We start from the raw sequence: 21,305 nt of genomic DNA on the forward strand, positions 1-21,305 counted from the left end.
ATGCCGAACCGATGAACCGCGACGACCGGACCGGGCCGACCGATCGATGACAGCCGTGACCCGCTTCGCGCCGAGTCCGACCAACCACCTGCACCTCGGCCACGCCTACAGCGCGTGGTTCGCCTGGACAGCCGCCGGCACCGCCGCGGGCGGCCGTTTCCTGCTGCGGATCGAGGACATCGACACGCTGCGCTGCAAGCCGGCGTTCGAGGCCGCGATCCTGGAGGACCTCGCCTGGCTCGGCCTTGCCTGGGATGGCCCGGTCGTGCGCCAGTCCGCGCGGCTGGCGCTCTATCGCGACGCGCTCGGCCGGCTGCTGGACGACCGCCTCGCCTATCCCTGCTTCTGCTCGCGCAGCGACATCGCGCGCGAAATCGCCGAATCCGGCGGCGCGCCGCATCTGGATGCCATGGGCGCGGTGCTCTTTCGGGGTACCGGGGGGGGTCTTGCGCCGGCCGCGCGCGAAGACCGCGCCGCATCCGGCGTGCCCTACGCGATCAGGCTCGACGCCGACGCCGTGCTGGCGCGGCACGGCCCGCTGTGCTGGACCGACGACGGCGAAAGCGACGCCGCCGGCACGCACGCGGTTTCGGCGGCCGTCTTGGGCGATGTCGTCATCGCCCGGCGCGACGTGCCGGCCAGCTATCACCTGGCCGTGGCGATCGACGACGCCGCCCAGGGCGTCACGCTAGTCACCCGCGGCGCGGACCTGGCGCCGGCCAGCCACATCCACCGCATGCTGCAGGCCGCGCTCGGGCTGCCGGTGCCGACCTGGCGCCATCACCGGCTGATCGCCGGCGCGGACGGCCACAGGCTGGCCAAGCGCAACAACCCGCTGACCCTGCGCATGATCCGCGAGGGCGGGGCGTCGCCGGCGCAGGTCTGGGCGCGCCTCGGAGTCGCGGATTATCCGCCGCCGCCGGTGTAGTGCTCCGGCCAGATCTCCTTCACCACCGGGCCGTCGGCACGCAGGGCGTGGCAGGTGCCGACCGGCGTCTTTTCCAGCGGTACCGGCGCGCGGTCGCCCTTCTGCCGGCGTTCGCGCTCGCGCAGCGGAAAGATCGTCTGGAACGCGGTTGTCGCGATCGGGCCCAGCAGCTCGACCAGATGGGTGCAGCCCTGCACGCCGCCGAGCATCTGCTTCACCTTGGCGTTCCAGCCCGGCGCGATGGCCAGGCCGACCAGTTGCGTGAAGCGCGGCGCGATCGACGGGCACACCGGGAAGGGCGCGGCATCCGTCGCCGCCTCGACGCCGCGCACGACCAGGTCGTCGTCCACCGTCAGCCGTAGCCACATTTCGTGCACCGGCTCGCCGGGCTCGAGGGTGCCGCGCGACGTGCTGTCGAAGGCATAGGCCTTGGTGTCGACCAGATGCCCCTCGACGTCCCACAGCCCGTCGGCCCGGCGATAACCGCGGCAGGTGACGCTGCGGACGTGGATCGGGTCGCGGGTGACCGGTTCGGACAGCGGCATGGCGGCGCCTCGGGTTCGCGTCTGACGGGGACGGGTCGGAATGACGATGGTAGGGCGGCCGGTCGCGGAATGCGACTCGTTCGCCGGCTCAGGCGCGGAAACGCACCGCGTGCAGGGCGCCGCCGTGGCGGCGCAGCCAGCCGCGGGCGCGCTGCACCACCCGTTCCGGCGGCACGCCGGGCAGCATGTCGGCGTGGTTGCCGAGCAGGCCGGCGCAGGTGCGCCAGAAGGCGGCGCCGTGGTTCATGTGGCGCAGGTGGGCGACCTCGTGGGCGGTGACGTAGTCCAGCACCCACGGCGGCGCCACGATCAGCCGCCAGCAGAAGCTGAGCGCGCCCGCCGAGGAACAGCTTCCCCAGCGCGAGACGGTGTCGCGCACGGTGACCCGGACCGGCGCGGTTCCGATCAGCCGGGCCTTGGCCGGGGCCAGCGTCGCCAGCCGCTGCCGGGCTTCGGCACGCAGCCAGTCCTCCAGCCGGCGCGGCAGATGCTCGGCGGCGCCGCGCACGTGCAGCCCGCCGTCGTGTCGCCAGACCACCCGCTCGCCGGCGGGGCCCCGCGCCTCGGCATCGGTGCGATGGATCACCCGGTGATCGACTCCCTCCAGCGGCACGATGCTGCCGTGCCGCACCAGGTCGGTCGCCGGCAGGCGGATCATCTGGCGCGCGATCCAGCCGACATGGCGTACGGCGAAGGCGCCGGCCTCGGCCAGGGCCATCCGCGCCGGCACCACCCGCTCGATTCCCTTCGCGCCGGCGCGAAGGCACAGCCGGCGCGCCCGCGCGCTGCGCCGCCAGCGCAGCACCAGCGGCCCGGCACCGGCGGCGACCTTGAGGACGCCGTCATGCTCGAATGCGACTCGCTGGCCAGGGCTCATGGCCACAGGGGTAGCCTGTCCGGCCGGGATGGTGAAGCCCGGAAGGCGCCGTCCGCCTCACATCGCTTGGCGACGGCCCGCCCGACGGGATAGGGTCCGGCGGTGACTCAACCCGCAGCCTCAGTCTCCCTCCCGCCGGCCGCGGCCGCCGGCAGCCTGGCCCGGCGCCTGCTGCCGGTCGCCATGCTGCTGTTCCTCGGCGGCATGTGGGGTCTCGCCTTCTCGCTGGCCAAGATCGGGCGCACCGGCGGCATCCCGCCGATGTCCTACACCTTCTGGCAGGCGCTCGGCGGCGGCACGATCCTGCTGTGCGTCTGTCTGGCGCGGGGCATGCGGCCCCGGCTGGGGTGGCCGTTCCTGCGCTATTACCTGTTCGCCGGCATCGTCGGCTTCGCGGCGCCGAACGCCAACATGGTGGTGGTGCTCAACTTCGTTCCGGCCGGCGTGATGGCGGTGGTGATGCCGCTGGTGCCGGTGCTGACCTATCTGCTGGCGATCGGGTTGAGGATGGAGCGCTTCGCCGCGGTGCGCGCGGCCGGGGTCGCCTTCGGACTGGCGGGCGCGATGCTGATCCTGCTGCCCAGCGCCAGCCTGCCGTCGCCGGAGATGGCCGGGTGGGTCGCCGTCGGCCTGATCACGCCGGTCCTCTACGCCGTCGGCAATATCGGGATGGCGCGCTGGCGTCCGCAGGGGCCGGGCGGTCATTCGCTGGCGCTGGCCTGCGGCATGACGCTGGCCGGCAGCCTGGCCATGGCCTGCGCGATGGCGGTCACCGGCCAGTTCTACCTGCCCGGTCAGGATGGCTGGCAGCTGCGCGATTGGGCGATGTCCGGGCAGATCGCGATCACCGCGGTCGCCTTCGTCGTGTTCTTCGAGCTGCTGCGCATGGTCGGTCCGGTGGTGGCCGGCGTCGTCGCCTTCGTCATCACCTGCGCCGGCATCCTGTGGGGCATGGCGATCTTCGGCGAGACCCACTCCGCCTGGGTGTGGGCGGCGGTGGCGCTCGTCCTGGTCGGCCTGGTGCTGGTCAACCGTCCGGCGCGGGCGGCGGGCGGCGGATGACGGCGGCGATCGAGCCGGGGCTGGCCGGCGGCGCCGCGGCGCGGGAGACGACCGGGGGCGCGCTGCTGTGGCGCCGTGCGCTGTGGATCGTCGCCGGCCTGACGCTGCTGCGCTGGCTCGTCCTGGCGCTGTCGCCGCTGGAACTGCATGGCGACGAGGCGCAATACTGGACCTGGTCGCAGGATCTGGACTTCGGCTACTTCACCAAGCCGCCGCTGATCGCGTGGCTGATCGCGGCGACCACGACGCTGTTCGGCGACGCGCCGTTCGGCGTGCGTTTCGCCGCACCGTTGTGCCACGCGATCGCGGCGCTGTTCATCGGCCTGGCCGGCCGCGCCCTGCTGGCAGGCGGCGACGGCGGCGGACGCGACCGCGCGAGCCGGATCGGCGGGCTGGCGATGCTGGCCTATGCGACGATGCCGGCGGTCTCGTTCTCCAGCCTGATCATGTCGACGGACGCGCCGCTGCTGGCGTTCTGGGCGGTCGCGCTGTGGGCGTTCGTCCGGCTGCTGCAGACCCGCGCGATCGGTTGGGCGCTGCTGTGCGGTCTCGCCGTCGCGGTCGGGCTCAATGCCAAATACGCGATGGGCTATTTCCTGCTCTGCGCCGCTCTCGCCGGCCTGTTGCTACGCGACGCGCGCTGGCTGTGGCGCAGCGTGCGCTGGCCGGTGCTGGCCGTGGTCGGTCTGGCCGGGCTGATCCCCAATCTGGTGTGGAACATGGCCAATGGCTGGGCCACCGTCGGCCACACCGCGGAGAATGCCAACTGGCAGGGGCCGCTGCTGCACCTGGACAAGGGGCTGGAATTCGCGGCGAGCCAGTTCGGCGTGTTCGGGCCGATCCTGTTTGCCGTGCTGCTGGTGCTGTTCTGGCAATGGGCGCGCGGCCGGGCCGGCGCGGACCTTCGCCTCTGGCTGTGGTTCGCCGCACCCGTGCTGGCGCTGATCGCGGTGCAGGCCTTCCTGTCGCGGGCCAACGCCAACTGGGCCGCGACCGCATACGCCAGCGCCAGCATCGCCGTCATGATCTGGCTGGCCGCGCCGCACCGGCGCCGCTGGCTGTGCGCCTCGTTCGGCCTGCATGCCGTGGTGGCCGGCGGGCTCTATCTGTTCGTCGTGCTGGCCAACGTCATGCCGTGGCCGTCCGGACGCGATCCGTTCGGCGCGCTGCGCGGCTGGGACGAAGCGGGTCGCGCCGTCGCGGACGCCCTGGCGCAGGACGCCGCGGGCGGCTCCGGGCGGCTGGTGCTGTCCGACGACCGCATGCTGCTGGCCTCGCTGCTCTATGCCACCCGCGGCTCGGACCTGCGCTTCGCGGCCTGGGACGCCGACGGCGTGCCCGGCAACCACTACGAATTGGCGATTCCCTACGACAAGGCTGCACGACCGCCGGCGCTTCTTGTCAGCGAATACCCGGACCGCGTGGACATAACCGGGAATTTTTCAACCGTGGGTGAACAAATCACGGTGAATATTCGGATTGGCGAAGGAATGGAGCGAGTATTGTACCTGACGATGCTCAATTAGGACGACGCGAGGTAATACTGTCGGGATACGCCCGCTGCGATGCATGAACACACCATGGCGTGTACGGCGGCGTCAATTTAGGTAGCAGCGCGAACTGCAAACTGCATCGAATCTATGTTAAAATTGACTTGCATCGGCGCGGCAATGCGCGGATTAAGATTTGCTAATCTGATGGAAACCGCATAGATTATCGAGGCACGAAATCCAGAAAGCCGGTTCCGGCAAGACAAATCCTATTATTGGTGCACAGATTAGATCATGCCGAGCGATGATATCACGCGGATATCGGTTGCTGGTCGCGTGTTGCGAGACGCGACCGAATTTGCCGCGCTTCCGCCCAAATACAAGGCAGTCTACGAGCTGCTGATGTCGCGCGCTCGTCCCGGCATGTTGCCCGGGCGTCAGCATTTCACGCCGCTCGACTTGCCGGGCCTGCTCGGCTACGTCAATCTGGTCGACGTTGTCCGCGACGGCGGCCGGCTGCGCTTCCGCTTCCGCCTGCACGGCACCAAGCAGACCGAGATGGCCGGCCGCGACATCACCGGCCGCTTCGTCGAGGACGCGGTCATGCCCGGCTTCATCGAGCGGCTCAACCGCAACATGACGCTGGTGGCGCAGACCCGGTGCCCGGTCTACGACCGGTTCGCGTTGCCCCACCCCGACCGGACCTATATCGACAGCGAGCGGGTCTACTACCCGCTGGCCGCGGACGGTGCGACCGTCGACATGATCTTCATCCTGAACGGTACCCCGGCCTCGAATAGCGCCCGGTTCCGTGCGCCGTCCTGCGCGCGGCCTCGCCAATCCTCCACACGCGTTTCGCAAGGTTCGTCGCCAGCCCGGCCGGCGGGGCGGCCGTTAGCGACTTCGCAATATGTCGTTGCACATATATGCAGATATCTTTATGAAGCGCACATGCGAGGGCGAGCGACATGGACCGGTTGCTGACCGCGATCAAGGCGGCGGCGGAGCCGACCCGGCTGCGACTGCTGGCGCTGTGCGGCCACGCCGAGCTGTCGGTGACCGAGCTGACCCAGATCCTGGGCCAGAGCCAGCCGCGCGTCTCGCGCCACCTGAAGCTGCTGTGCGACGCCGGCCTGCTCGACCGGTCGCGCGAGGGCACCTGGGCGTTCTTCCGCCTGGCCGACGAGGGGCCGATGGCCGATCTCGCCCGCACGCTGATCGACGCGATCCCCGGCGAGGACGCGGTGCTGACGCTGGACCTGGAGCGGCTGGATGCGGTCAAGCGCCAGCGCGACGAGACCGCGGCGCGCTATTTCCGCGAGAAGGCGGCGCGCTGGCACGAGATCCGGTCGCTGCACGTGCCCGAGCGCGAAGTCGAAGAGGCGCTGCTGGACCTGCTGCCGCCGCGGGTCGCCGACCTGCTCGACATCGGCACCGGCACCGGGCGCATGCTGGAGCTGATGGCGCCGCGGGTGGCGCACGCGCTGGGCATCGACGCGTCGCGCGAGATGCTGGCGATCGCCCGCAACAATCTCGACAAGGCCGGCCACGCCCACTGCCGGGTGCGCCAGGCCGACATGTACCAGCTGCCGCTGGCTGCCGAGAGCTTCGATGCGATCGTGATCCACCAGGTACTGCACTATGCCGAAAGCCCCGGCGCGGTGCTGGCCGAGGCGGCGCGGGTACTGCGGCCGGGCGGCACGCTGCTGATCGTCGATCTGGACCTGCACGACCACGAGGCGCTGCGCAGCGAGCACAACCATCGCCGGCTCGGCATCGATCCGGCCGACATGAGCCGCTGGCTCGACCGCGCCGGACTGGTCTGCCTGGAGGAACGCCCGCTGGCCGGCGCGCCGCTGACGGTCATCGTCTGGCACATCGCCAAGCCGGCGCGGGCGGCGGCGACACCCGGCACCGCGGACTTGCCGGGCGGGGAGAGGGACAATGGCTGAGATGACGATGGACCGCCCGACCTCGGCGCCGCAGCCGCGCGCGACCCCGCGGCCGGGCGGCTGCCCGCGGGTCAGCTTCGAGTATTTCCCGCCGAAGACGGAAGCGGCGGAAGAGGATCTGTGGCAGACCGCCAAGCGGCTGGCGCGGCTGTCGCCCGCCTTCGTCTCCGTCACCTACGGCGCCGGCGGCTCGACCCGCGAGCGTACCCACCGCACGGTCAAGCGCATCCAGTCCGAGCTCGGCGTGCCGACCGCGGCGCACCTGACCTGCGTCGGCGCGCGCCGCGAGGAGATCGATGCGATCGCGCGGGAATACTGGGATGCCGGCATCCGCCACATCGTTGCCCTGCGCGGCGACCCGCCGGCAGGCGCGGGCGGACCGCAACCCTATGCACCGCATCCCGGCGGCTATGCCTATGCGGCCGATCTCGTCGCCGGACTGCGGGCGATCGCCGATTTCGAGCTCTCGGTCGCGGCCTATCCGGAGATGCACCCGGAAGCGCGCTCGGCCGCGGACGACCTCGACAACCTGAAACGCAAGGTCGATGCCGGGGCAACCCGCGCCATCACCCAGTTCTTCTTCGACCCGGGCGCCTTCCTTCGCTTCCGCGACCGCGCCGCGGCGGCCGGCATCGCCGCGCCGGTGGTGCCGGGCATCCTGCCGATCACCAATTTCGCCCGGGCCAGCACCTTCGCGGCGGCCTGCGGCGCGTCGATACCGGAACGCTTCGCCGCGCTGTTCGACGGCCTCGACGACGAGCCGGAGACCCGGCAGCTGGTCGCGGCCTCGGTGGCCGCGGAGCAATGCCTGGCGCTGGCCGGCGAAGGCGTCGGCGACTTCCACTTCTACACGCTGAACCGGGCGGATCTGACCGTCGCGATCTGCCGCATGCTCGGCCTGCAGCCGGCGCAGCCGACCGCCCACTGACACCCACTCGCAATCCGGAGATCCATGATGGTCAAGGCCGCGAATCTCGGCTTCCCGCGCGTCGGCGCGCACCGCGAACTGAAAAAGGCGGTGGAGGCCTATTGGCGCGGCGACGGCGACGCGGCGGCGTTGCAGCAGACCGCCCGCGCGCTGCGAGCGCGGCACTGGCGCCTGCAGGCGGACGCCGGCATCACCATCGTCCCGTCGAACGACTTCTCCCTCTACGACCACGTGCTCGACGCGACGGTCACCTTCGGCGCGGTGCCGGCCCGCTTCGCCGGCGCGGGCGCGAGCGCGCTCGACCGCAAGTTCGCCATGGCGCGCGGCACCGGCGACGTTCCGGCCATGGAGATGACCAAGTGGTTCGACACCAACTATCACTACATCGTGCCCGAGCTGGATGCAGACCAGCAGTTCGCGCTGGCTGACGAGGCGCCGCTCGACGCCTGGCGCGAGGCCAAGGCGCTCGGCATCGAGACCCGCCCGGTGCTGGTCGGCCCGGTCACCTTCCTGTCGCTGGCCAAGGCCAAGGACGGCAGCGCGCCGATCGCGCTGATCGACCGGCTGCTGCCGGTCTATCGTGCGCTGCTGGCCAAGCTCGCCGCTGCCGGAGTCGCCGCGGTCCAGATCGACGAGCCGATCCTCGCCACCGACCTCAGCGCCGCCCAGCGCGACGCCTTCGCGCACGCCTATCGCGCGCTTGCCGCCGAGAACCGTGCCATCACGGTCGCCGCCTATTTCGGCGCGCTGGGCGACAACCTGCCGCTGGCCCTCGGCCTGCCGGTCCAGGGCCTGCACCTGGACCTGGTGCGCGGGGCCGACGACCTGGAGCCGGCGCTCGCCGGCGCGCCGGACGGGCTGACGCTGTCGCTCGGCCTGGTCGAGGGCCGCAACATCTGGCGCACCGATCTGACCAGAGCGCTGGCACAGGTCGAGCGCGCGGTGGCACGTCTCGACGCCGACCGCGTCGTGGTGGCGCCGTCGTGCTCGCTGCTGCACTGCCCGGTCGACCTCGCTCACGAGACCGATCTCGACGCCGAGTTGAAGAGCTGGCTCGCCTTCGCGACGCAGAAGCTGGACGAGGTCGCCGCGCTGGCGCAGGCGGCAGGGCAGGGCCGCGCCGCGGCCGCGGCGGCCTTCGATGCCAGCGACGCGGCCGCCGCCGCGCGCACCGGGTCGCCGCGGGTACACCGGGATGCGGTCCAGGCCCGGCTTGCCGCTGTCGATGCCGGCATGAGCCGGCGGTCGACGCCGTTCGCGGCACGGCGCAAGGCGCAGGCCCAGGCTTTCGAGCTGCCGCCGCTGCCGACCACGACCATCGGCTCGTTCCCGCAGACCGCCGACGTGCGCAAGGCGCGCGCCGCGCATCGCCGCGGCGAGCTCGGCGACGCCGAGTACCAGGCCTTCCTCGAGCGGAAGACCGACGATTGCATCCGCCGCCAGGAAGACATCGGCATCGACGTGCTGGTCCACGGCGAGTTCGAACGCAACGACATGGTCGAGTATTTCGGCGAGCAGCTCGACGGCTTCGCCTTCACCCGCAACGGCTGGGTGCAGTCCTACGGCTCGCGCTGCGTCAAGCCGCCGGTGATCTTCGGCGACGTCGCCCGGCCGCAGCCGATGACGGTGCGCTGGTCGGCCTATGCGCAAAGCCGCACGGAAAAGCTGATGAAAGGCATGCTGACCGGCCCGGTCACCATCCTGCAATGGTCGTTCGTGCGCGACGACCAGCCGCGCGCAGACACCTGCCGCCAGATCGCGCTGGCCATCCGCGACGAGGTGGTCGACCTCGAGGCCGCCGGCATCCGGCTGATCCAGATCGACGAGCCGGCCCTGCGCGAGGGCCTGCCGCTGCGCCACCGCGCCTGGCAGGCCTATCTCGACTGGGCGACCGAATGCTTCCGCCTGTCGGCCTCCGGCGTGCGCGACGAGACCCAGATCCACACCCACATGTGCTACTCGGAGTTCAACGACATCATCGCGTCGATCGCGGCGCTCGACGCCGACGTGATCTCGATCGAGACCTCGCGCAGCGACATGGAGCTGCTCGATGCCTTCACCCGCTTCAACTATCCGGCCGAGATCGGGCCCGGCGTCTACGACATCCATTCGCCGCGCGTGCCCGACCAGGCGGAAATGGGTGCGCTGATCGACAAAGCGCTGCAGGTGCTGAAGCCGGAGCAGCTGTGGATCAACCCGGATTGCGGGCTGAAGACCCGCGACTGGCCCGAGGTCGAGGCCGCGCTGCGGCGCATGACGGCGGCGGCGCAGGAGGCACGGGCGCGCCTGCCCCAGCGGGTCGCCGCAGAATAGCGGCTCAGCCCAGCCGGTAGCGGTAATAGGGCCAGGCGGTCGCGGGCGCGTCGGCCGGCACCAGCGCCGGGGACGGCATCGGCCGGTCGCTGAGCAGCAGCCCGGCCGGCGCGAGCAGATCGGCCAGCCACGGCGCGATCGCCGATGCCAGCCGCCGGTCGGCCGCCCGGTCGTCGCTGCCGATGTCGGCATGGATCAGCGCGGCCCGCGCCAGCGACCCGGCCGCGGCCGGCAGCGTGTCGCGGAAATCGCCCAGAACCAGATCGGCGGCCGGCGGATGCAGGTCCGCCGGGGCGTGCAGCGAGCCGTCGAACACCAGGATGCGGCGGTCGGGCAGGCGCCGGCGCAGGTGATCGTAAGTGCGGCCCTTGCCCAGCCCGATCTCCAGCACCGGGCCGGGCACGGCCGCGATCCGGGCTGCGGCGTCGTCCAGGTGCGCGCGCTGCGCCGCCAGCCGGGCGATCATCGCCTGCAGGCGCGAACCGTGCGCGGCGCTCACGCGGCGACGCGATGGATGTGGTAGCGGCCGGCGGCCACCGTGGCGGGAAGGGCGACGGCCTGCCAGCCCGGGTGGTCCAGAGGCTGGTCGGACAGCACCAGCGCACCGGGCCGGAGCAGCGGCGCCAGCGCGGCCGACAGCCGCCGCGCCACCGCCGCGTCGGCCGTGTCCTTGCCGCTGCCGAAGTCGCAATGCGCCAGCATCGCGGTCCGGCCCAGCCGGCGCGCAGCCTCGGGCAGCGTCTCGAAGAAGTCGCCGAGGAACAGGTGATCGTCGTCGGGCGTGCTGTCCGGGTGCGAGCGCACCTGGCGGTCGAACACATAGATCGCGGCAGCGGGAAACCGGGTGCGCAGGTGGTCGTAGGTGCGCCCGTTGCCGAGCCCGAGCTCGAGGATGCAGCCGGTCTCGCCCGCCAGCATCGCCGCTGCCGCGTCGATGCAGTCGCGCTGCGCCTCCAGCCGCCGGATGGCGCTCTCCAGCCGGCTCATGACCCCGCGTTGCCGGCGGCGGCCTGGCGGTTCATCACCTCGCGCAGGTTGGCGGTGGTCAGCTCCAGCCGGTGGGCGAGCTCGCGCATGATCTCGACCGCCATCTGCGGGAACTCGGTGATCAGGCGGAAGAACAGGTCCTTGGAGATGCGCAGGGTGACGACGTCGCTGTCGGCGATCACGGTCGCCGTGCGCGGCACGTCGCACAGGATGGCGATCTCGCCGACGAAATCGTTGCGGCCCAGCGTGGCCACCCGGATCGGACCGCTCGGGCTGTCGACCTCGACCGCGGCTGCGCCGTCGATGATGATATAGGCGGCGTCGCCGGGATCGCCCTGGCGGAACAGCGCCTGCCCGCGGTCGAAGGACAGCCGCTCGCTGGTGAACGCCAGCAGCTTGAGCTTGGATGGCTCCAGCTTGGCGAACAGCGGAATCCTGCGCAGCAGTTCGACTTCCTCTTGCAGGCTCATGCCACCCCCTCCTTGGCCGGTCGTTGCCGGCCGCTGTGCCGCGTCGTTCGGGTCAGTCCGACCGGATCAGGTCGTGCAGCACTTTCCCCTCGACATTCAGGTCGTCATAGCGGCCCCGGTCGACCACGCGTCCGTCGGCCATGACCAGCACTTGGTCGAACAGCTTGGCCTGTTGCGGCCGCGACAACACCCAGATCAGCCCACGGCCGGCCCGGTCGTCAAGCACCGCCTCCAGCAATCTGGCCTGGCTGGCGCCGTCCAGCGCGCCGGTGGCCTGGTTCAGGATCATCAGCGCCGGCCGCTTGATCAGCGCGCGGGCGACCGCCAGCTTCTGTCGCTGGGCGGAGTTGAGCCGGCTGCCGGCGATGCCGACCTCGTAGCCCAGGCCGACCTCCAGCACGCTGTCGCGCAGGCCGCGCGCATCCAGCACCCCACCGATCAGCGCGCTGACCCGGTTGGCGGCGTCGGGCTGGTCGTAGGCCACCTTGCCGAACAGGATGTTGTCCTGGATGGTGGCGGCGGACGCGAACCGGTCGGGCTCGTAGAACTCGACCCGGTCCTTCAGCGCCTCCGGCAGGTTGTCGCGGAACAGGTTGCGGGCGGCAAGCACCCGGCCCTGCATTTCCTCGGTGATCAGGCCAAGGCGGTGGCGGGCGGGAATCAGCTTGAACGGCAGCGACAGCAGCCGCTGCCGGTCGGCGTCGGGCAGGCCGTCCAGCGACCCGCGCGACGCCCGGCCCAGGATGGCCTGGTATTCCGGCAACTCCTCGGACCCGATGAAGCTGAACTGCTCGAAGAACTCGTGGCCCGGCGGCAGGTCGGCGAACAGCTCGACCATGGTCTCGGCCACCTTGGCGCCGGTCTGCAGGAATGCCTCGGCCAGGCCGCTCTCGCGCAACACCCAGTCGACATAGTCGTTCTCGGCCAGCCGCTCCAGGTCGAAGCTGTCGCCGACCGGGTTGCCGAACAGCAGGTTCTCCGCCACGGTCGCGTTGGAGTTGTAGCGGCCGCGGTCGAACGGCTCGATCAGCCGGGCATTGTCCGGGTCGCTCTTCAGCTTGGCGCGCACGGCCTCGCGCGCCGCCATCATGTCCTGGGCGATGTCGCTCTGCTTCTCGGGGTCGATGTGGCCGCGCAGGCCGAGCTGGTAGATGTCGCGGTCGAGATCGACCTTGTGCAGCGCGGCCAGCATCTCGCGCACCAGCCCGTCATGGTCGTCGGCGCCCGCGGCCTGCCGGTCGATCCAGTCGGCATGCAGGTCGAACGGCGAGTTGCCGGCCTCGATCGCCTCGTCGATCCAGGCGCGGCGCTCCTCGTCGATCGGCGTGCCGTCCGGCGTCATCGGCCGGTGCCGCAGCCCGTAGGTCAGATTGTTCTCGACCGTGGCGGAGAACAGATAGGCGTTGCTGCCGACATAGGCGATCTGGCGGCCGGTCACCATCTCCGGCAGGGTCGTCGCCGCGAGGTCGCCGAAACGCATGTCGCCGCTGGTCGGGTTCAGCAGCCGCGCCAGGATCTGCGCCAGCTCGTCCTTGCCGCTGCTGCCGTCGCCGACGATGGCGACATGCCTGTCCAGCGCGATCTCGACCGTGACCCCGTCCAGCCGCCGCGAGCCATCGTCGTCGACCAGGCCCAGGTTGCTCAGGCGGATCGGCCCCGCCAACTGCGGCAGTTCGCCGTCGTCGCCGTCCTGCAACGCCGGCTCCAGCAGGCCGGGCGGCTCGAACTGCTCGATCACCTGGTTGTACTTGATCGCGGAATCGGCCTGCAGCTGGTAGAAGTCGAGCAGCTCCTTCCACGGACCGGACAGGTCCTTGTAGGCGGCCAGCACCGCGACCAGCGCGCCGAAGCTGAGGCTGCCCTCGATCACCAGCCAGCCGCCGACCGCATAGAAGAAGAACGGGGTCAGCTGGCCGATGAAGTTGTTGAGGAACTTGATGAAGTATTTCAGCTTGAAGATGCGGTAGCGGATGTCGAAGATCGTGCCGAGCCGGTCCGACACGTCGGTCCGCTCCAGCGCCGAGGTGTCGTTGGCATGCACCTCGCCGACGCCGGCGATGGTCTCGCCGATCCGGTCGGCCAGCTTGCGCACGGTGCGCACCCGCTGCTTGGCCAGCATGTTGACCTTGAACTGCAGCTTGGGGATCAGCCAGGCCTGGGCCGGGTAGAACATGATCGCCAGCGCGCCGAGCAGCCAGTCCTGGATCAGCATGAAGCCGAGCAGGGTCAGCAGATAGCCGCCCTGGAAGATCGGGGTCACGAAGGCGGCGCCCATGAAGCCGCCGATCTGCTCGACCTCCGACGTGATCATCGGAATGATCTCGCCGGAGCTGACCTTGCGGAAATGCGGCAGCGGGAAGCGCAGCACGCGCGCATAGAGGTCGTAGCGCAGGCGGCGCAGCAGCCGTTCGCCGAGAAGGCCCTGGGCGACGTTGAGGTAGTATTTGATGCCGCCGTTGATCACCACCGTGATCAGAAACAGCACGCTCAACGCCATCAGATAGCTGATCTGGTCGAACTCGATCGTCCAGTCGATCAGCGGCACGGTCACCGTCGTCGGTTCGAAATTGCCGATGTCGTCGTTGACGATCGTCTTGGGCAGATCGAGCGAATAGTAAAGGACGGGGAAGGTAAGGACGGTGGCGATCAGCAATGCGATCTGACGGGCTTTGCTGTAGTGCCAGATGTAACGATAGATGCTGTGTTCCATGCCGGTCGCGCGCTGCTGCGGTGCGGCGTCACCATAGACGAGCCCGCCCGCCGCACAAAGTGCAACCCGTCACACGGCGCATCGCGGCTCGGCGGCAAACGCGCGGCGGCGGCATTCACGGCTTGGTGACGGGGCGGCCGCCATGCCATAGTGCCGGCGCCGGTGGGAGGCCCGGGGGGCAAAAATGGACGGCGTCGAGTCGATCCGTATCCTGATCTACAGCCACGACTCATTCGGCCTCGGCCACCTCAGGCGGTGCCGGGCGATCGCGCATGCGCTGGTCGAGCGCAACAAGAACATGAGCGTGCTGATCCTGTCGGGCTCGCCGATCATCGGCAGCTTCGACTTCCGCGCACGGGTGGACTTCGTCCGCATTCCCGGCGTGATCAAGCTGCGCAACGGCGAATACACCTCGCTGTCGCAGCTGGTCGACACCCAGCAGACGCTGGACATGCGCGAATCGATCATCCGGCACACCGCCGACATCTACGACCCGCACCTGATGCTGGTGGACAAGGAACCGCTGGGCCTGCGCGGCGAGGTCAAGCCGACGCTGGAGATGCTGCACCATCGCGGCTGCAAGCTGGTGCTCGGCCTGCGCGATGTGATGGACGATCCCAAGCTGCTGGTGCCGGAGTGGAAGCGCAAGGGCGTGCTGCCGTCGCTTGGAGCAGCTGTTCGACGAAATCTGGGTTACGGCATTCCGCAGATCTCGATCCGCTCGACGTCGCGGTCTCGCCAGCGGTGCGCGGCAAGATGCAGTTCACCGGCTACCTGCGCGGCGCGAACTGCCGACGATGCGGCACCGAGACCCATGAGCCGCCGCGCACCGCGCCCTATGTGCTGGTCACCACCGGCGGCGCGGCGACGGCGACGAGGTGATCGACTGGGTGCTGCGCGCCTACGAGGCCGAACCGGATCTGACGCGCCGAAGGCGGTATTCGTGCTGGGCCCGTTCATGCAGCCGGACCTGCGCGCCGGGTTCCAGGAGCGCGTCGCCCGGCTGCACGGCTTCGAGGCGATCACCTTCGACGCGCGCATCGAGGCGCTGATCAACGGCGCCCGTCGGCATCGTCGGGATGGGCGGGTACAATACCTTCTGCGAGGTGCTCTCATTCGACAAGCCGGCCGTGCTGGTGCCGCGCACCCGGCCGCGGATGGAGCAGTTCCTGCGCGCCGACCGGGCGCAGCGGCTCGGCATGGTGCGGATGCTGGCCAACGCCTCGGCCCGCGATCCCCGCGCGATGGCGGCTGCGATCCGGGCCCTGCCGGCGCAGACGCCGCCGTCGGCGGCCATGCGTCCCGGCATGCTCGACGGCCTCGACACGGTCAACGAACGCCTGCATCACCCTGCTCGGCATCGCGGAATATGTCGAGGAGGACGAGGCGATGCCCGCGGTGGCCAGGATCGGCGGCTGAAGCCCGCCCGTGGTGCGCGACGCTGGCATCCGCGGCCGCATCGCGGTCGTCGTCAAGGGCTATCCGCGGCTGTCGGAGACCTTCATCGCCCAGGAGATCCGCGGGCTGGAGCTGCGCGGCGTGCCGCTGGTGATCGTCTCGCTGCGCCATCCCTACGATCCCGACCGGCATCCGATCCATGACGAGATCGAGGCACCGGTGCTGTATCTGCCGGAGTATCTGGAGGACGACCGGCCGCGGGTGCGCCGCGCCTGGGCATGCGTGCGCGCGCTGCCTGGCTATGGCCGGGCCTGGTCCGACTTCCGCGCCGATCTCCGCCGCGACCGCACCGACAATCCGTCCGCCGTTTCGGCCAGGCGATGGTGACCGGCCGAGCTGCCGACGTCCGCCTGCTCTATGTCCACTACCTGCACACGCCGGCTTCGGTCGCCCGCTATGCGGCGCGCATCCGCGGCTTGCCCTGGGCGTGCTCGGCCCACGCCAAGGACATCTGGACCACGCCGGACTGGGAGGTCCGCGAGAAGCTGGGCGACTGCGACTGGCTGACCACGTGCACGCGGTTCGGCGCCGAACACCTGGCCCGGCTGTCGCCCGATCCCGCCAAGGTGTCGCTGACCTATCACGGGCTCGATTTCGCCCGGTTCCCGGCCTTCGCCGAGCCGCGGCCGGACCGGGACGGCGCCGACGCGGCGGCGCCGGTCCGGCTGCTCAGCGTCGGCCGGGCGGTGGCGAAGAAGGGCTTCGACGACCTGCTCGCCGCCCTGGCGCTGCTGCCGGCCGGCCTGCACTGGACCTGGACCCACATCGGCGGCGGCGCGCTGCGCGACACGCTGATGGCGCAGGCGGCGGCACTGGGTCTGGCCGACCGGATCGCCTGGCAGGGGGCGCGCAACCAGGCCGAGGTGATCGCGGCCTGTCGCGCGGCCGACCTGTTCGTGCTGCCGTCGAAGGTGGCGCCGGACGGCGACCGCGACGGCTTGCCGAACGTGCTGATGGAGGCGATGAGCCAGGGCCTCGCCTGTCTGGCCAGCCGCGTCTCCGCCATTCCCGAGCTGATCGAGGACGGCCGCACCGGCCGGCTGGTCGCGCCGGCCGACCCGCCGGCCCTCGCGGCGGCGCTGGACGCGCTGATCCGCGATCCGGCCTTGCGCGCGCGCCTCGGCGCGGCGGGCGACGCCCATGTCCGCGCCCGCTTCGACCACGGTGCCGGCCTCGATGCACTGGCCGCCCGCCTGCGTCCCTATCTGGCGGCCGGCGTGCAGGCGGTGGCAGAGGCCTGATGCGCATCGGCTTCTATGCACCGCTGAAGCCGCCGCATCATCCGGTGCCGTCCGGCGACCGGCTGGTGGCCCGCCTGCTGATGCGCGCCCTGGTTCTGGCCGGGCACAGCGTCGAGCTGATGGCGTCGGTGCGCACCTACTGCGCCACCCCCGGCCTGTTGCCGGAGGCGGAGCGCGCCGCCGCGGCCGCGTCGCGCCGGCTCGTGCGCATGCTTCCGGCGCGGCCGTTCGCGCAACGGCCGCAGGCCTGGCTGACCTATCACCTCTACTACAAGGCGCCGGACTGGATCGGCCCGGCCGTCGCGTCGGCGCTGGACATTCCCTATCTGGTGGCCGAGGCATCGTCGGCGCCGAAGCGTCTGGCCGGTCCGTGGGTGCATGGCGAGCGCGCGGTCGCCGCGGCGCTGGCGCGGGCCGATGCGGTGCTGTCGCTGAATCCGGCCGACGAGCCGGCGGTGTCCGCCCATCTCGACCGGCCCGACCGGATTCGGCCGCTGCTGCCGTTCCTGGACCTGGACGCGCCGCCCGCGCAGCCGGCGGATCGGGCGGCGAACCGGGCGGCGGTGGCCGCGCGCTACGGCCTGCCGGCCGACCGGCCCTGGCTGCTGGCGGTGGCGATGATGCGCGAGGGCGACAAGCTCGCCTCCTATCGCATGCTGGGCGAGGCGCTGGCCCGGCTGCAGGACCTGCGCTGGCACCTGGTTGCCGCCGGCGACGGCCCCGCCCGGACCGCGGTGGCGGCGGCGCTGGGCCCCCGCGCCAGCCTGGTCGGCGCGCTCGGGCCGGCGGCGCTCGCCGAGTTCTATGCCTGTGCCGACATCCTGGTATGGCCGGCCGTCAACGAGGCCTTCGGCATGGCGCTGCTCGAGGCGCGCGCCGCCGGCCTGCCGGTCGTTGCCGGCGACCAGGGCGGGGTCGCCACGATCGTCGAGCACGGCCGCAGCGGCCTGGTTGTGTCGCCGCCCGGCGCGGCCGGCATCGCCGGCGCGGTGCGCGAACTGCTGTCGGACGCCGGGCGCCGGCGGGCCATGGCGGACTATGCGCGGGCGACGACTGCCGCTAAACATGGCCTCGCCGCCGCCGCGGCCGTGCTGGACGACGCCCTGCGCTTCGTCCTGGCCCACCGGCGGCAAGCCTGAGACCAGCGAGCGCCGCCGCAACCCGGGAACGACGGGCGCGCGATGGAGACCCGATGACCCGTCTTGTGATCATCCGCCACGGACCGACGGCCTGGAATGCCGACAAGCGGCTGCAAGGCCACAGCGACATCCCGCTCAGCCCGGAGGGGCGGGCGATGGTGGCGACGTGGCGGCTGCCGGAGGGCCTCGAGCGGCTGCGCTGGGTATCGAGCCCGCTGCAGCGCGCGCTCGATACCGCGCGCATGCTCGGCGCGCCCGACGACATCGTGCTGGACCACCGGCTGCGCGAGATCGGCTATGGCGCCTGGGAGGGCATGACCTATGCCGAGGTCGCGGCCGACGTCGGCGAGGACCGGCTGCAGGCGATGCAGGACGCCGGCCTCGACTATGCCGCCCCGGGCGGCGAGAGCCGGCGCGGCTTCCACGACCGGCTGACCGGCTGGCTCGCCGACGTGGCCGTGGCCGGCGCGCCGACGCTGGCCTTCGCCCACCAGGGGGTGATCCGCGCGCTGGTCGCGCTGGCGCTGGACTGGGACTATGTCGGCGAGCCGCCGCCGGACTATGCCGGGCTGCGCATCCGCGCCGTCGCCCACGAATTCACGGTCGCCCCCGGCGGCGCGGTCGGCATCGTCCGGCTCAACCTGCCGCTCGGCGCCGGCGCGCGGTCGGACTAGCGCGCCGCCGTGGCCGGTCCGCCCCGCCTGCTGTTCCATGTCCAGCACCTGCTCGGCATCGGACATCTACGGCGGGCGGCGCTGCTGGCCCAGGGCCTGGTGCGCGGCGGCTTCGCCGTCACCGTCGCCCAGGGCGGCGAGCCGAGCGCGCCGTTCGGCTTCGGCGGCGCCGAGGTGGTGCAGCTGCCGCCGCTGCGCAGCGCCGGCAGCGACTTCGGCGGCCTGGTCGACGCGGCCGGCCGACCGCTCGACGCCGCCGGCGAGGCGGCGCGGCGCGATGCCCTGCTGGCGCTGTTCGACCGGGTCAAGCCAGACATCGTGCTGCTGGAGAGCTTTCCGTTCGGGCGCCGCCAGATGCGCTTCGAGCTGGTGCCGCTGCTGCAGCGGATTGCCGCGTCGCGGCCGCGGCCGCGGGTGGCGGTTTCGATCCGCGACATCCTGCAGCGGCGCAAGCCCGAGCGCGAGCGCGAGACCGCGGCCCTGGTCGCGGCGCATGTCGATCGCGTGCTGGTCCACGGCGATCCGTCGCTGGTCCGCCTGGAGGAGAGCTTCGGCGCCGCCGACCGGATCGCCGACCGCATCGCCTATACCGGCTATGTCGCGCCGCCCGCGCCGGCGCCGCGGCCGCGCGACGGCGTGATCGTGTCGGCCGGCGGCGGAGCGGTCGGCGCCGCGCTGCTGCGCGCCGCGCTGGACGCCCGCGCCATGCCGCGGCAGGGCGCGCTGCCGTGGACGCTGCTGACCGGGCCGAACCTGCCGGCGACGGATTTCGACCGGCTCTGCGCGGCGTCCGCGGCCGGCGTGACGGTCGCGCGCGCGGTGCCGGACCTGGCGGCGGCGCTGGCCGGGGCGGTCGTCTCGGTCAGCCAGGCGGGCTACAACACCGTGATGGATATCGCGGTCAGCGGCGTTCCGGCCGTCCTGGTCCCCTTCGCGGGCAGCGGCGAGACCGAGCAGCCGATGCGCGCCGCCCGGCTGGCGACGCTGGGCCTGGTCGCGGTGGTCGACGAAGCCGGGCTGACGCCGCGGTCGCTGGCCGACGCGATCGACGCGGCCGCCGCGCACCCGACGCATTGGCCGGACCTCGCGCTCGACGGTGCTGCGGTCAGCGCCTGCCTGTTGCGGGAATGCGTGCATGGCTGACTGGGCGGCCCTCGCGGCTGAACTCGACGCCTGGGACGGGATCCCGGGCGGTGCCACCTTCTGGTGGCGCGACGACGACCTGCGTGCGCCCGGGCCGCGAATCCGGCGCCTGCTCGCCCTGTCCGCGGGCTTCGCGGCGCCGGTGCTGCTGGCCGCGGTGCCGGCCGCCCTCGATGCGGCGGTGGCGGATATGCTGGCCGACTTCCCGCTCGCCCGGGTCGCCCAGCACGGCTTTGCCCATGTCGACCATGCGCTGCCTGGCCCCGGGCGTGTCCGCAAGATCGAGCTCGGCGGCGACCGGCCGATGGCGGCGCTGCGCACCGATCTCGCCGCCGGCTGGGCCAGGCTGTCCGGCGTGCTCGCCGACCGGCTGCTGCCGGTCATGGTGCCGCCCTGGAACCGGATCGATCCGGCCGTGACGGCCGTGCTGCCGCAGTGGGGTTACCGCGGCCTGTCCGGCTTCGGCCCGAGGACGGCGACGGCGGGACTGGTCAGCGTGAACACCCACATCGACCCGATCGCATGGCGCGGCGACCGCGGCTTCGCCGGCGAGGCGGCGGTGCTGGGCCAGGCGCTGGCGCATCTCGCGGCACGCCGCGAGGGCACGGTCGATCCGGCCGAGCCGACCGGCCTGCTGACCCATCACGCCGACCACGATCCGGCCACCTGGGCGTTCCTCGCCGGCTTCCTCGAGGCGGTGGCCGGCCACCCGCATGCCAGGCTGCTGGCGCCCCAGGCCCTGTTCCCGGCGTGACCCGGCATTCTATGATCCAGGTCATGGACCCGATCGAGACCAGCCATCGTTATGACCGCAAGGAGCTGTACCGTGATTACGGGCGCAGCGCGGCGGGCCTGGTGCTCACGCTGGGCCCGCTGGCGGTGACCGGAGCCAGCGGGGCGGCGGCGATCGTGCTCGGCGGACTTGCAGGGGTGTTCGCGCTGTTCGGCCTGCGCACGGGGGTGCGCCAGAAGACGGCGGTGCAGGTCGGGCCGGGCGCGATATCGACGCAGGGTTTGCGCCGGGTTACTGTGCGTTGGGATGAGGTGCGCCGGGTGAAGCTGTCCTATTTCTCCACCCGCCGCGACCGGCAGAGGGGATGGATGCAGCTGATGCTGCGCGGCGACGGCGGTGCGATCCGCCTGGATTCGCAGCTCGAGGACTTCGAGGCGGTGGTCGCGCAGGCCGCCGCTGCGGTCGTGCGCCATGGCATCGCGGTCAGCGACACCACGGCGGCCAACTTCGCCGCCTACGGCCATGTACTGTCGCGCGGCGACCCGCCGGGTGCCGGCCGATGACAGCGGCGATGGCGCCCGGCAACCTGCTCGAGGTCCGCGACCTGGCGGTGACCTTCGACCTGCGGCGCGCCGGCTTGCTGCAGGCGGTGGAC

Annotated in this window: 21 protein-coding genes and 1 pseudogene; 14 read left to right on the forward strand and 8 right to left on the reverse strand. The window is 71.6% G+C overall.

Annotated features, from left to right (window positions below):
- Nucleotides 1–46: 46 nt before the first annotated feature.
- Complete coding sequence (gene gluQRS / locus R3F55_12370) at nucleotides 47–928, forward strand: tRNA glutamyl-Q(34) synthetase GluQRS (GenBank protein MEZ5668208.1); 882 nt, start codon at nucleotides 47–49, stop codon at nucleotides 926–928.
- Here gluQRS and R3F55_12375 read toward each other — a convergent pair.
- Together R3F55_12375 and R3F55_12380 are read right to left on the reverse strand one after the other, a co-directional pair.
- A complete protein-coding gene (locus R3F55_12375) occupies nucleotides 907–1,473 on the reverse strand; it encodes a DUF2889 domain-containing protein (protein ID MEZ5668209.1) in 567 nt (188 codons plus the stop codon). The two genes, gluQRS and R3F55_12375, sit on opposite strands and share 22 nt — an antisense overlap.
- An 88-nt stretch (nucleotides 1,474–1,561) precedes the next feature.
- Nucleotides 1,562–2,350, reverse strand: coding sequence for a SprT family zinc-dependent metalloprotease (locus tag R3F55_12380; protein MEZ5668210.1), 789 nt, complete (start codon nucleotides 2,348–2,350; stop codon nucleotides 1,562–1,564).
- A gap of 102 nt (nucleotides 2,351–2,452) precedes the next feature.
- On the opposite strand from R3F55_12380, the gene R3F55_12385 reads away from it, so the two are divergent.
- The 6 genes from R3F55_12385 to metE all read left to right on the forward strand — a co-directional run bounded on the left by R3F55_12385 (nucleotide 2,453) and on the right by metE (nucleotide 10,095).
- Nucleotides 2,453–3,412: a DMT family transporter gene (locus R3F55_12385; protein MEZ5668211.1), complete on the forward strand. Its 960-nt coding sequence runs from the start codon at nucleotides 2,453–2,455 to the stop codon at nucleotides 3,410–3,412.
- The gene (locus tag R3F55_12390) at nucleotides 3,409–4,938 is read left to right on the forward strand and encodes a glycosyltransferase family 39 protein (protein MEZ5668212.1); all 1,530 of its coding nucleotides are present in this window, start codon (nucleotides 3,409–3,411) and stop codon (nucleotides 4,936–4,938) included. Before R3F55_12385 ends, R3F55_12390 begins: the two co-directional genes overlap by 4 nt.
- 258 nt (nucleotides 4,939–5,196) lie before the next feature.
- Nucleotides 5,197–5,886 (forward strand): PAS domain-containing protein, encoded by a 690-nt coding sequence (locus R3F55_12395; GenBank protein ID MEZ5668213.1) that lies wholly within the window; start codon nucleotides 5,197–5,199, stop codon nucleotides 5,884–5,886.
- Nucleotides 5,871–6,854 (forward strand): metalloregulator ArsR/SmtB family transcription factor, encoded by a 984-nt coding sequence (locus tag R3F55_12400; protein ID MEZ5668214.1) that lies wholly within the window; start codon nucleotides 5,871–5,873, stop codon nucleotides 6,852–6,854. The genes R3F55_12395 and R3F55_12400 overlap by 16 nt, the downstream gene beginning before the upstream one ends.
- Nucleotides 6,855–6,861: 7 nt before the next feature.
- Nucleotides 6,862–7,782, forward strand: coding sequence for a methylenetetrahydrofolate reductase [NAD(P)H] (gene metF / locus R3F55_12405; GenBank protein MEZ5668215.1), 921 nt, complete (start codon nucleotides 6,862–6,864; stop codon nucleotides 7,780–7,782).
- 24 nt (nucleotides 7,783–7,806) lie between these two features.
- Nucleotides 7,807–10,095, forward strand: a complete 2,289-nt coding sequence (metE, locus tag R3F55_12410) for a 5-methyltetrahydropteroyltriglutamate--homocysteine S-methyltransferase (protein MEZ5668216.1) — start codon at nucleotides 7,807–7,809, stop codon at nucleotides 10,093–10,095.
- A gap of 4 nt (nucleotides 10,096–10,099) precedes the next feature.
- Here the strand turns inward: metE and R3F55_12415 are convergent, their stop codons facing one another.
- The 5 genes from R3F55_12415 to R3F55_12435 all read right to left on the reverse strand — a co-directional run bounded on the left by R3F55_12415 (nucleotide 10,100) and on the right by R3F55_12435 (nucleotide 14,833).
- A complete protein-coding gene (locus tag R3F55_12415; GenBank protein MEZ5668217.1) occupies nucleotides 10,100–10,594 on the reverse strand; it encodes a class I SAM-dependent methyltransferase in 495 nt (164 codons plus the stop codon).
- Nucleotides 10,591–11,082, reverse strand: coding sequence for a class I SAM-dependent methyltransferase (locus tag R3F55_12420; protein ID MEZ5668218.1), 492 nt, complete (start codon nucleotides 11,080–11,082; stop codon nucleotides 10,591–10,593). The genes R3F55_12415 and R3F55_12420 overlap by 4 nt, the downstream gene beginning before the upstream one ends.
- Nucleotides 11,079–11,552, reverse strand: a complete 474-nt coding sequence (locus tag R3F55_12425) for a Crp/Fnr family transcriptional regulator (protein ID MEZ5668219.1) — start codon at nucleotides 11,550–11,552, stop codon at nucleotides 11,079–11,081. The genes R3F55_12420 and R3F55_12425 overlap by 4 nt, the downstream gene beginning before the upstream one ends.
- A gap of 52 nt (nucleotides 11,553–11,604) precedes the next feature.
- On the reverse strand, nucleotides 11,605–14,262 hold the full coding sequence (locus R3F55_12430; GenBank protein ID MEZ5668220.1) for an ABC transporter ATP-binding protein: 2,658 nt from the start codon (nucleotides 14,260–14,262) through the stop codon (nucleotides 11,605–11,607).
- Nucleotides 14,263–14,491: 229 nt separating this feature from the next.
- Complete coding sequence (locus tag R3F55_12435) at nucleotides 14,492–14,833, reverse strand: hypothetical protein (protein MEZ5668221.1); 342 nt, start codon at nucleotides 14,831–14,833, stop codon at nucleotides 14,492–14,494.
- A gap of 185 nt (nucleotides 14,834–15,018) precedes the next feature.
- On the opposite strand from R3F55_12435, the gene R3F55_12440 reads away from it, so the two are divergent.
- Entirely contained in the window at nucleotides 15,019–15,144 is a 126-nt protein-coding gene (locus tag R3F55_12440; GenBank protein ID MEZ5668222.1) for a hypothetical protein, read from the forward strand.
- Nucleotides 15,145–15,163: 19 nt separating this feature from the next.
- Here the strand turns inward: R3F55_12440 and R3F55_12445 are convergent, their stop codons facing one another.
- Entirely contained in the window at nucleotides 15,164–15,559 is a 396-nt protein-coding gene (locus R3F55_12445) for a hypothetical protein (protein MEZ5668223.1), read from the reverse strand.
- A 149-nt stretch (nucleotides 15,560–15,708) separates the two neighbouring features.
- Here R3F55_12445 and R3F55_12450 point away from each other — a divergent pair.
- The 6 genes and pseudogenes from R3F55_12450 to R3F55_12475 all read left to right on the forward strand — a co-directional run bounded on the left by R3F55_12450 (nucleotide 15,709) and on the right by R3F55_12475 (nucleotide 21,213).
- Nucleotides 15,709–16,961 (forward strand): annotated as a pseudogene (locus R3F55_12450) (glycosyltransferase).
- A complete protein-coding gene (locus R3F55_12455; protein ID MEZ5668224.1) occupies nucleotides 16,961–18,100 on the forward strand; it encodes a glycosyltransferase family 4 protein in 1,140 nt (379 codons plus the stop codon). Before R3F55_12450 ends, R3F55_12455 begins: the two are co-directional and overlap by 1 nt.
- 53 nt (nucleotides 18,101–18,153) lie before the next feature.
- Nucleotides 18,154–18,774: a histidine phosphatase family protein gene (locus R3F55_12460; GenBank protein MEZ5668225.1), complete on the forward strand. Its 621-nt coding sequence runs from the start codon at nucleotides 18,154–18,156 to the stop codon at nucleotides 18,772–18,774.
- Between the two features lie 9 nt (nucleotides 18,775–18,783).
- On the forward strand, nucleotides 18,784–19,917 hold the full coding sequence (locus R3F55_12465) for a glycosyltransferase (protein ID MEZ5668226.1): 1,134 nt from the start codon (nucleotides 18,784–18,786) through the stop codon (nucleotides 19,915–19,917).
- On the forward strand, nucleotides 19,910–20,671 hold the full coding sequence (locus R3F55_12470) for a hypothetical protein (protein MEZ5668227.1): 762 nt from the start codon (nucleotides 19,910–19,912) through the stop codon (nucleotides 20,669–20,671). The genes R3F55_12465 and R3F55_12470 overlap by 8 nt, the downstream gene beginning before the upstream one ends.
- Before the next feature lie 23 nt (nucleotides 20,672–20,694).
- Entirely contained in the window at nucleotides 20,695–21,213 is a 519-nt protein-coding gene (locus R3F55_12475; protein ID MEZ5668228.1) for a hypothetical protein, read from the forward strand.
- Nucleotides 21,214–21,305: the final 92 nt, after the last annotated feature.

It is taken from the genome of Alphaproteobacteria bacterium, from assembly GCA_041396705.1.
Taxonomy (GTDB): Bacteria; Pseudomonadota; Alphaproteobacteria; order CALKHQ01; family CALKHQ01; genus CALKHQ01.

Coding starts and splice junctions, on each gene's coding strand:
- R3F55_12425 (MEZ5668219.1), bottom strand. CDS start 11,552: ATGAGCCTGCAAGAGGAAGTCGAACTGCTGCGCAGGATTCCGCTGTTC.
- R3F55_12380 (MEZ5668210.1), bottom strand. CDS start 2,350: ATGAGCCCTGGCCAGCGAGTCGCATTCGAGCATGACGGCGTCCTCAAG.
- metF (MEZ5668215.1), top strand. CDS start 6,862: ATGGACCGCCCGACCTCGGCGCCGCAGCCGCGCGCGACCCCGCGGCCG.
- R3F55_12395 (MEZ5668213.1), top strand. CDS start 5,197: ATGCCGAGCGATGATATCACGCGGATATCGGTTGCTGGTCGCGTGTTG.
- gluQRS (MEZ5668208.1), top strand. CDS start 47: ATGACAGCCGTGACCCGCTTCGCGCCGAGTCCGACCAACCACCTGCAC.
- R3F55_12455 (MEZ5668224.1), top strand. CDS start 16,961: ATGCGCATCGGCTTCTATGCACCGCTGAAGCCGCCGCATCATCCGGTG.
- R3F55_12435 (MEZ5668221.1), bottom strand. CDS start 14,833: ATGGTGCAGCATCTCCAGCGTCGGCTTGACCTCGCCGCGCAGGCCCAG.
- R3F55_12430 (MEZ5668220.1), bottom strand. CDS start 14,262: ATGGAACACAGCATCTATCGTTACATCTGGCACTACAGCAAAGCCCGT.
- R3F55_12460 (MEZ5668225.1), top strand. CDS start 18,154: ATGACCCGTCTTGTGATCATCCGCCACGGACCGACGGCCTGGAATGCC.
- R3F55_12400 (MEZ5668214.1), top strand. CDS start 5,871: ATGGACCGGTTGCTGACCGCGATCAAGGCGGCGGCGGAGCCGACCCGG.
- R3F55_12440 (MEZ5668222.1), top strand. CDS start 15,019: ATGCAGTTCACCGGCTACCTGCGCGGCGCGAACTGCCGACGATGCGGC.
- R3F55_12475 (MEZ5668228.1), top strand. CDS start 20,695: ATGGACCCGATCGAGACCAGCCATCGTTATGACCGCAAGGAGCTGTAC.
- R3F55_12420 (MEZ5668218.1), bottom strand. CDS start 11,082: ATGAGCCGGCTGGAGAGCGCCATCCGGCGGCTGGAGGCGCAGCGCGAC.
- R3F55_12470 (MEZ5668227.1), top strand. CDS start 19,910: ATGGCTGACTGGGCGGCCCTCGCGGCTGAACTCGACGCCTGGGACGGG.
- R3F55_12445 (MEZ5668223.1), bottom strand. CDS start 15,559: ATGGCCGCCGACGGCGGCGTCTGCGCCGGCAGGGCCCGGATCGCAGCC.
- R3F55_12390 (MEZ5668212.1), top strand. CDS start 3,409: ATGACGGCGGCGATCGAGCCGGGGCTGGCCGGCGGCGCCGCGGCGCGG.
- metE (MEZ5668216.1), top strand. CDS start 7,807: ATGATGGTCAAGGCCGCGAATCTCGGCTTCCCGCGCGTCGGCGCGCAC.
- R3F55_12375 (MEZ5668209.1), bottom strand. CDS start 1,473: ATGCCGCTGTCCGAACCGGTCACCCGCGACCCGATCCACGTCCGCAGC.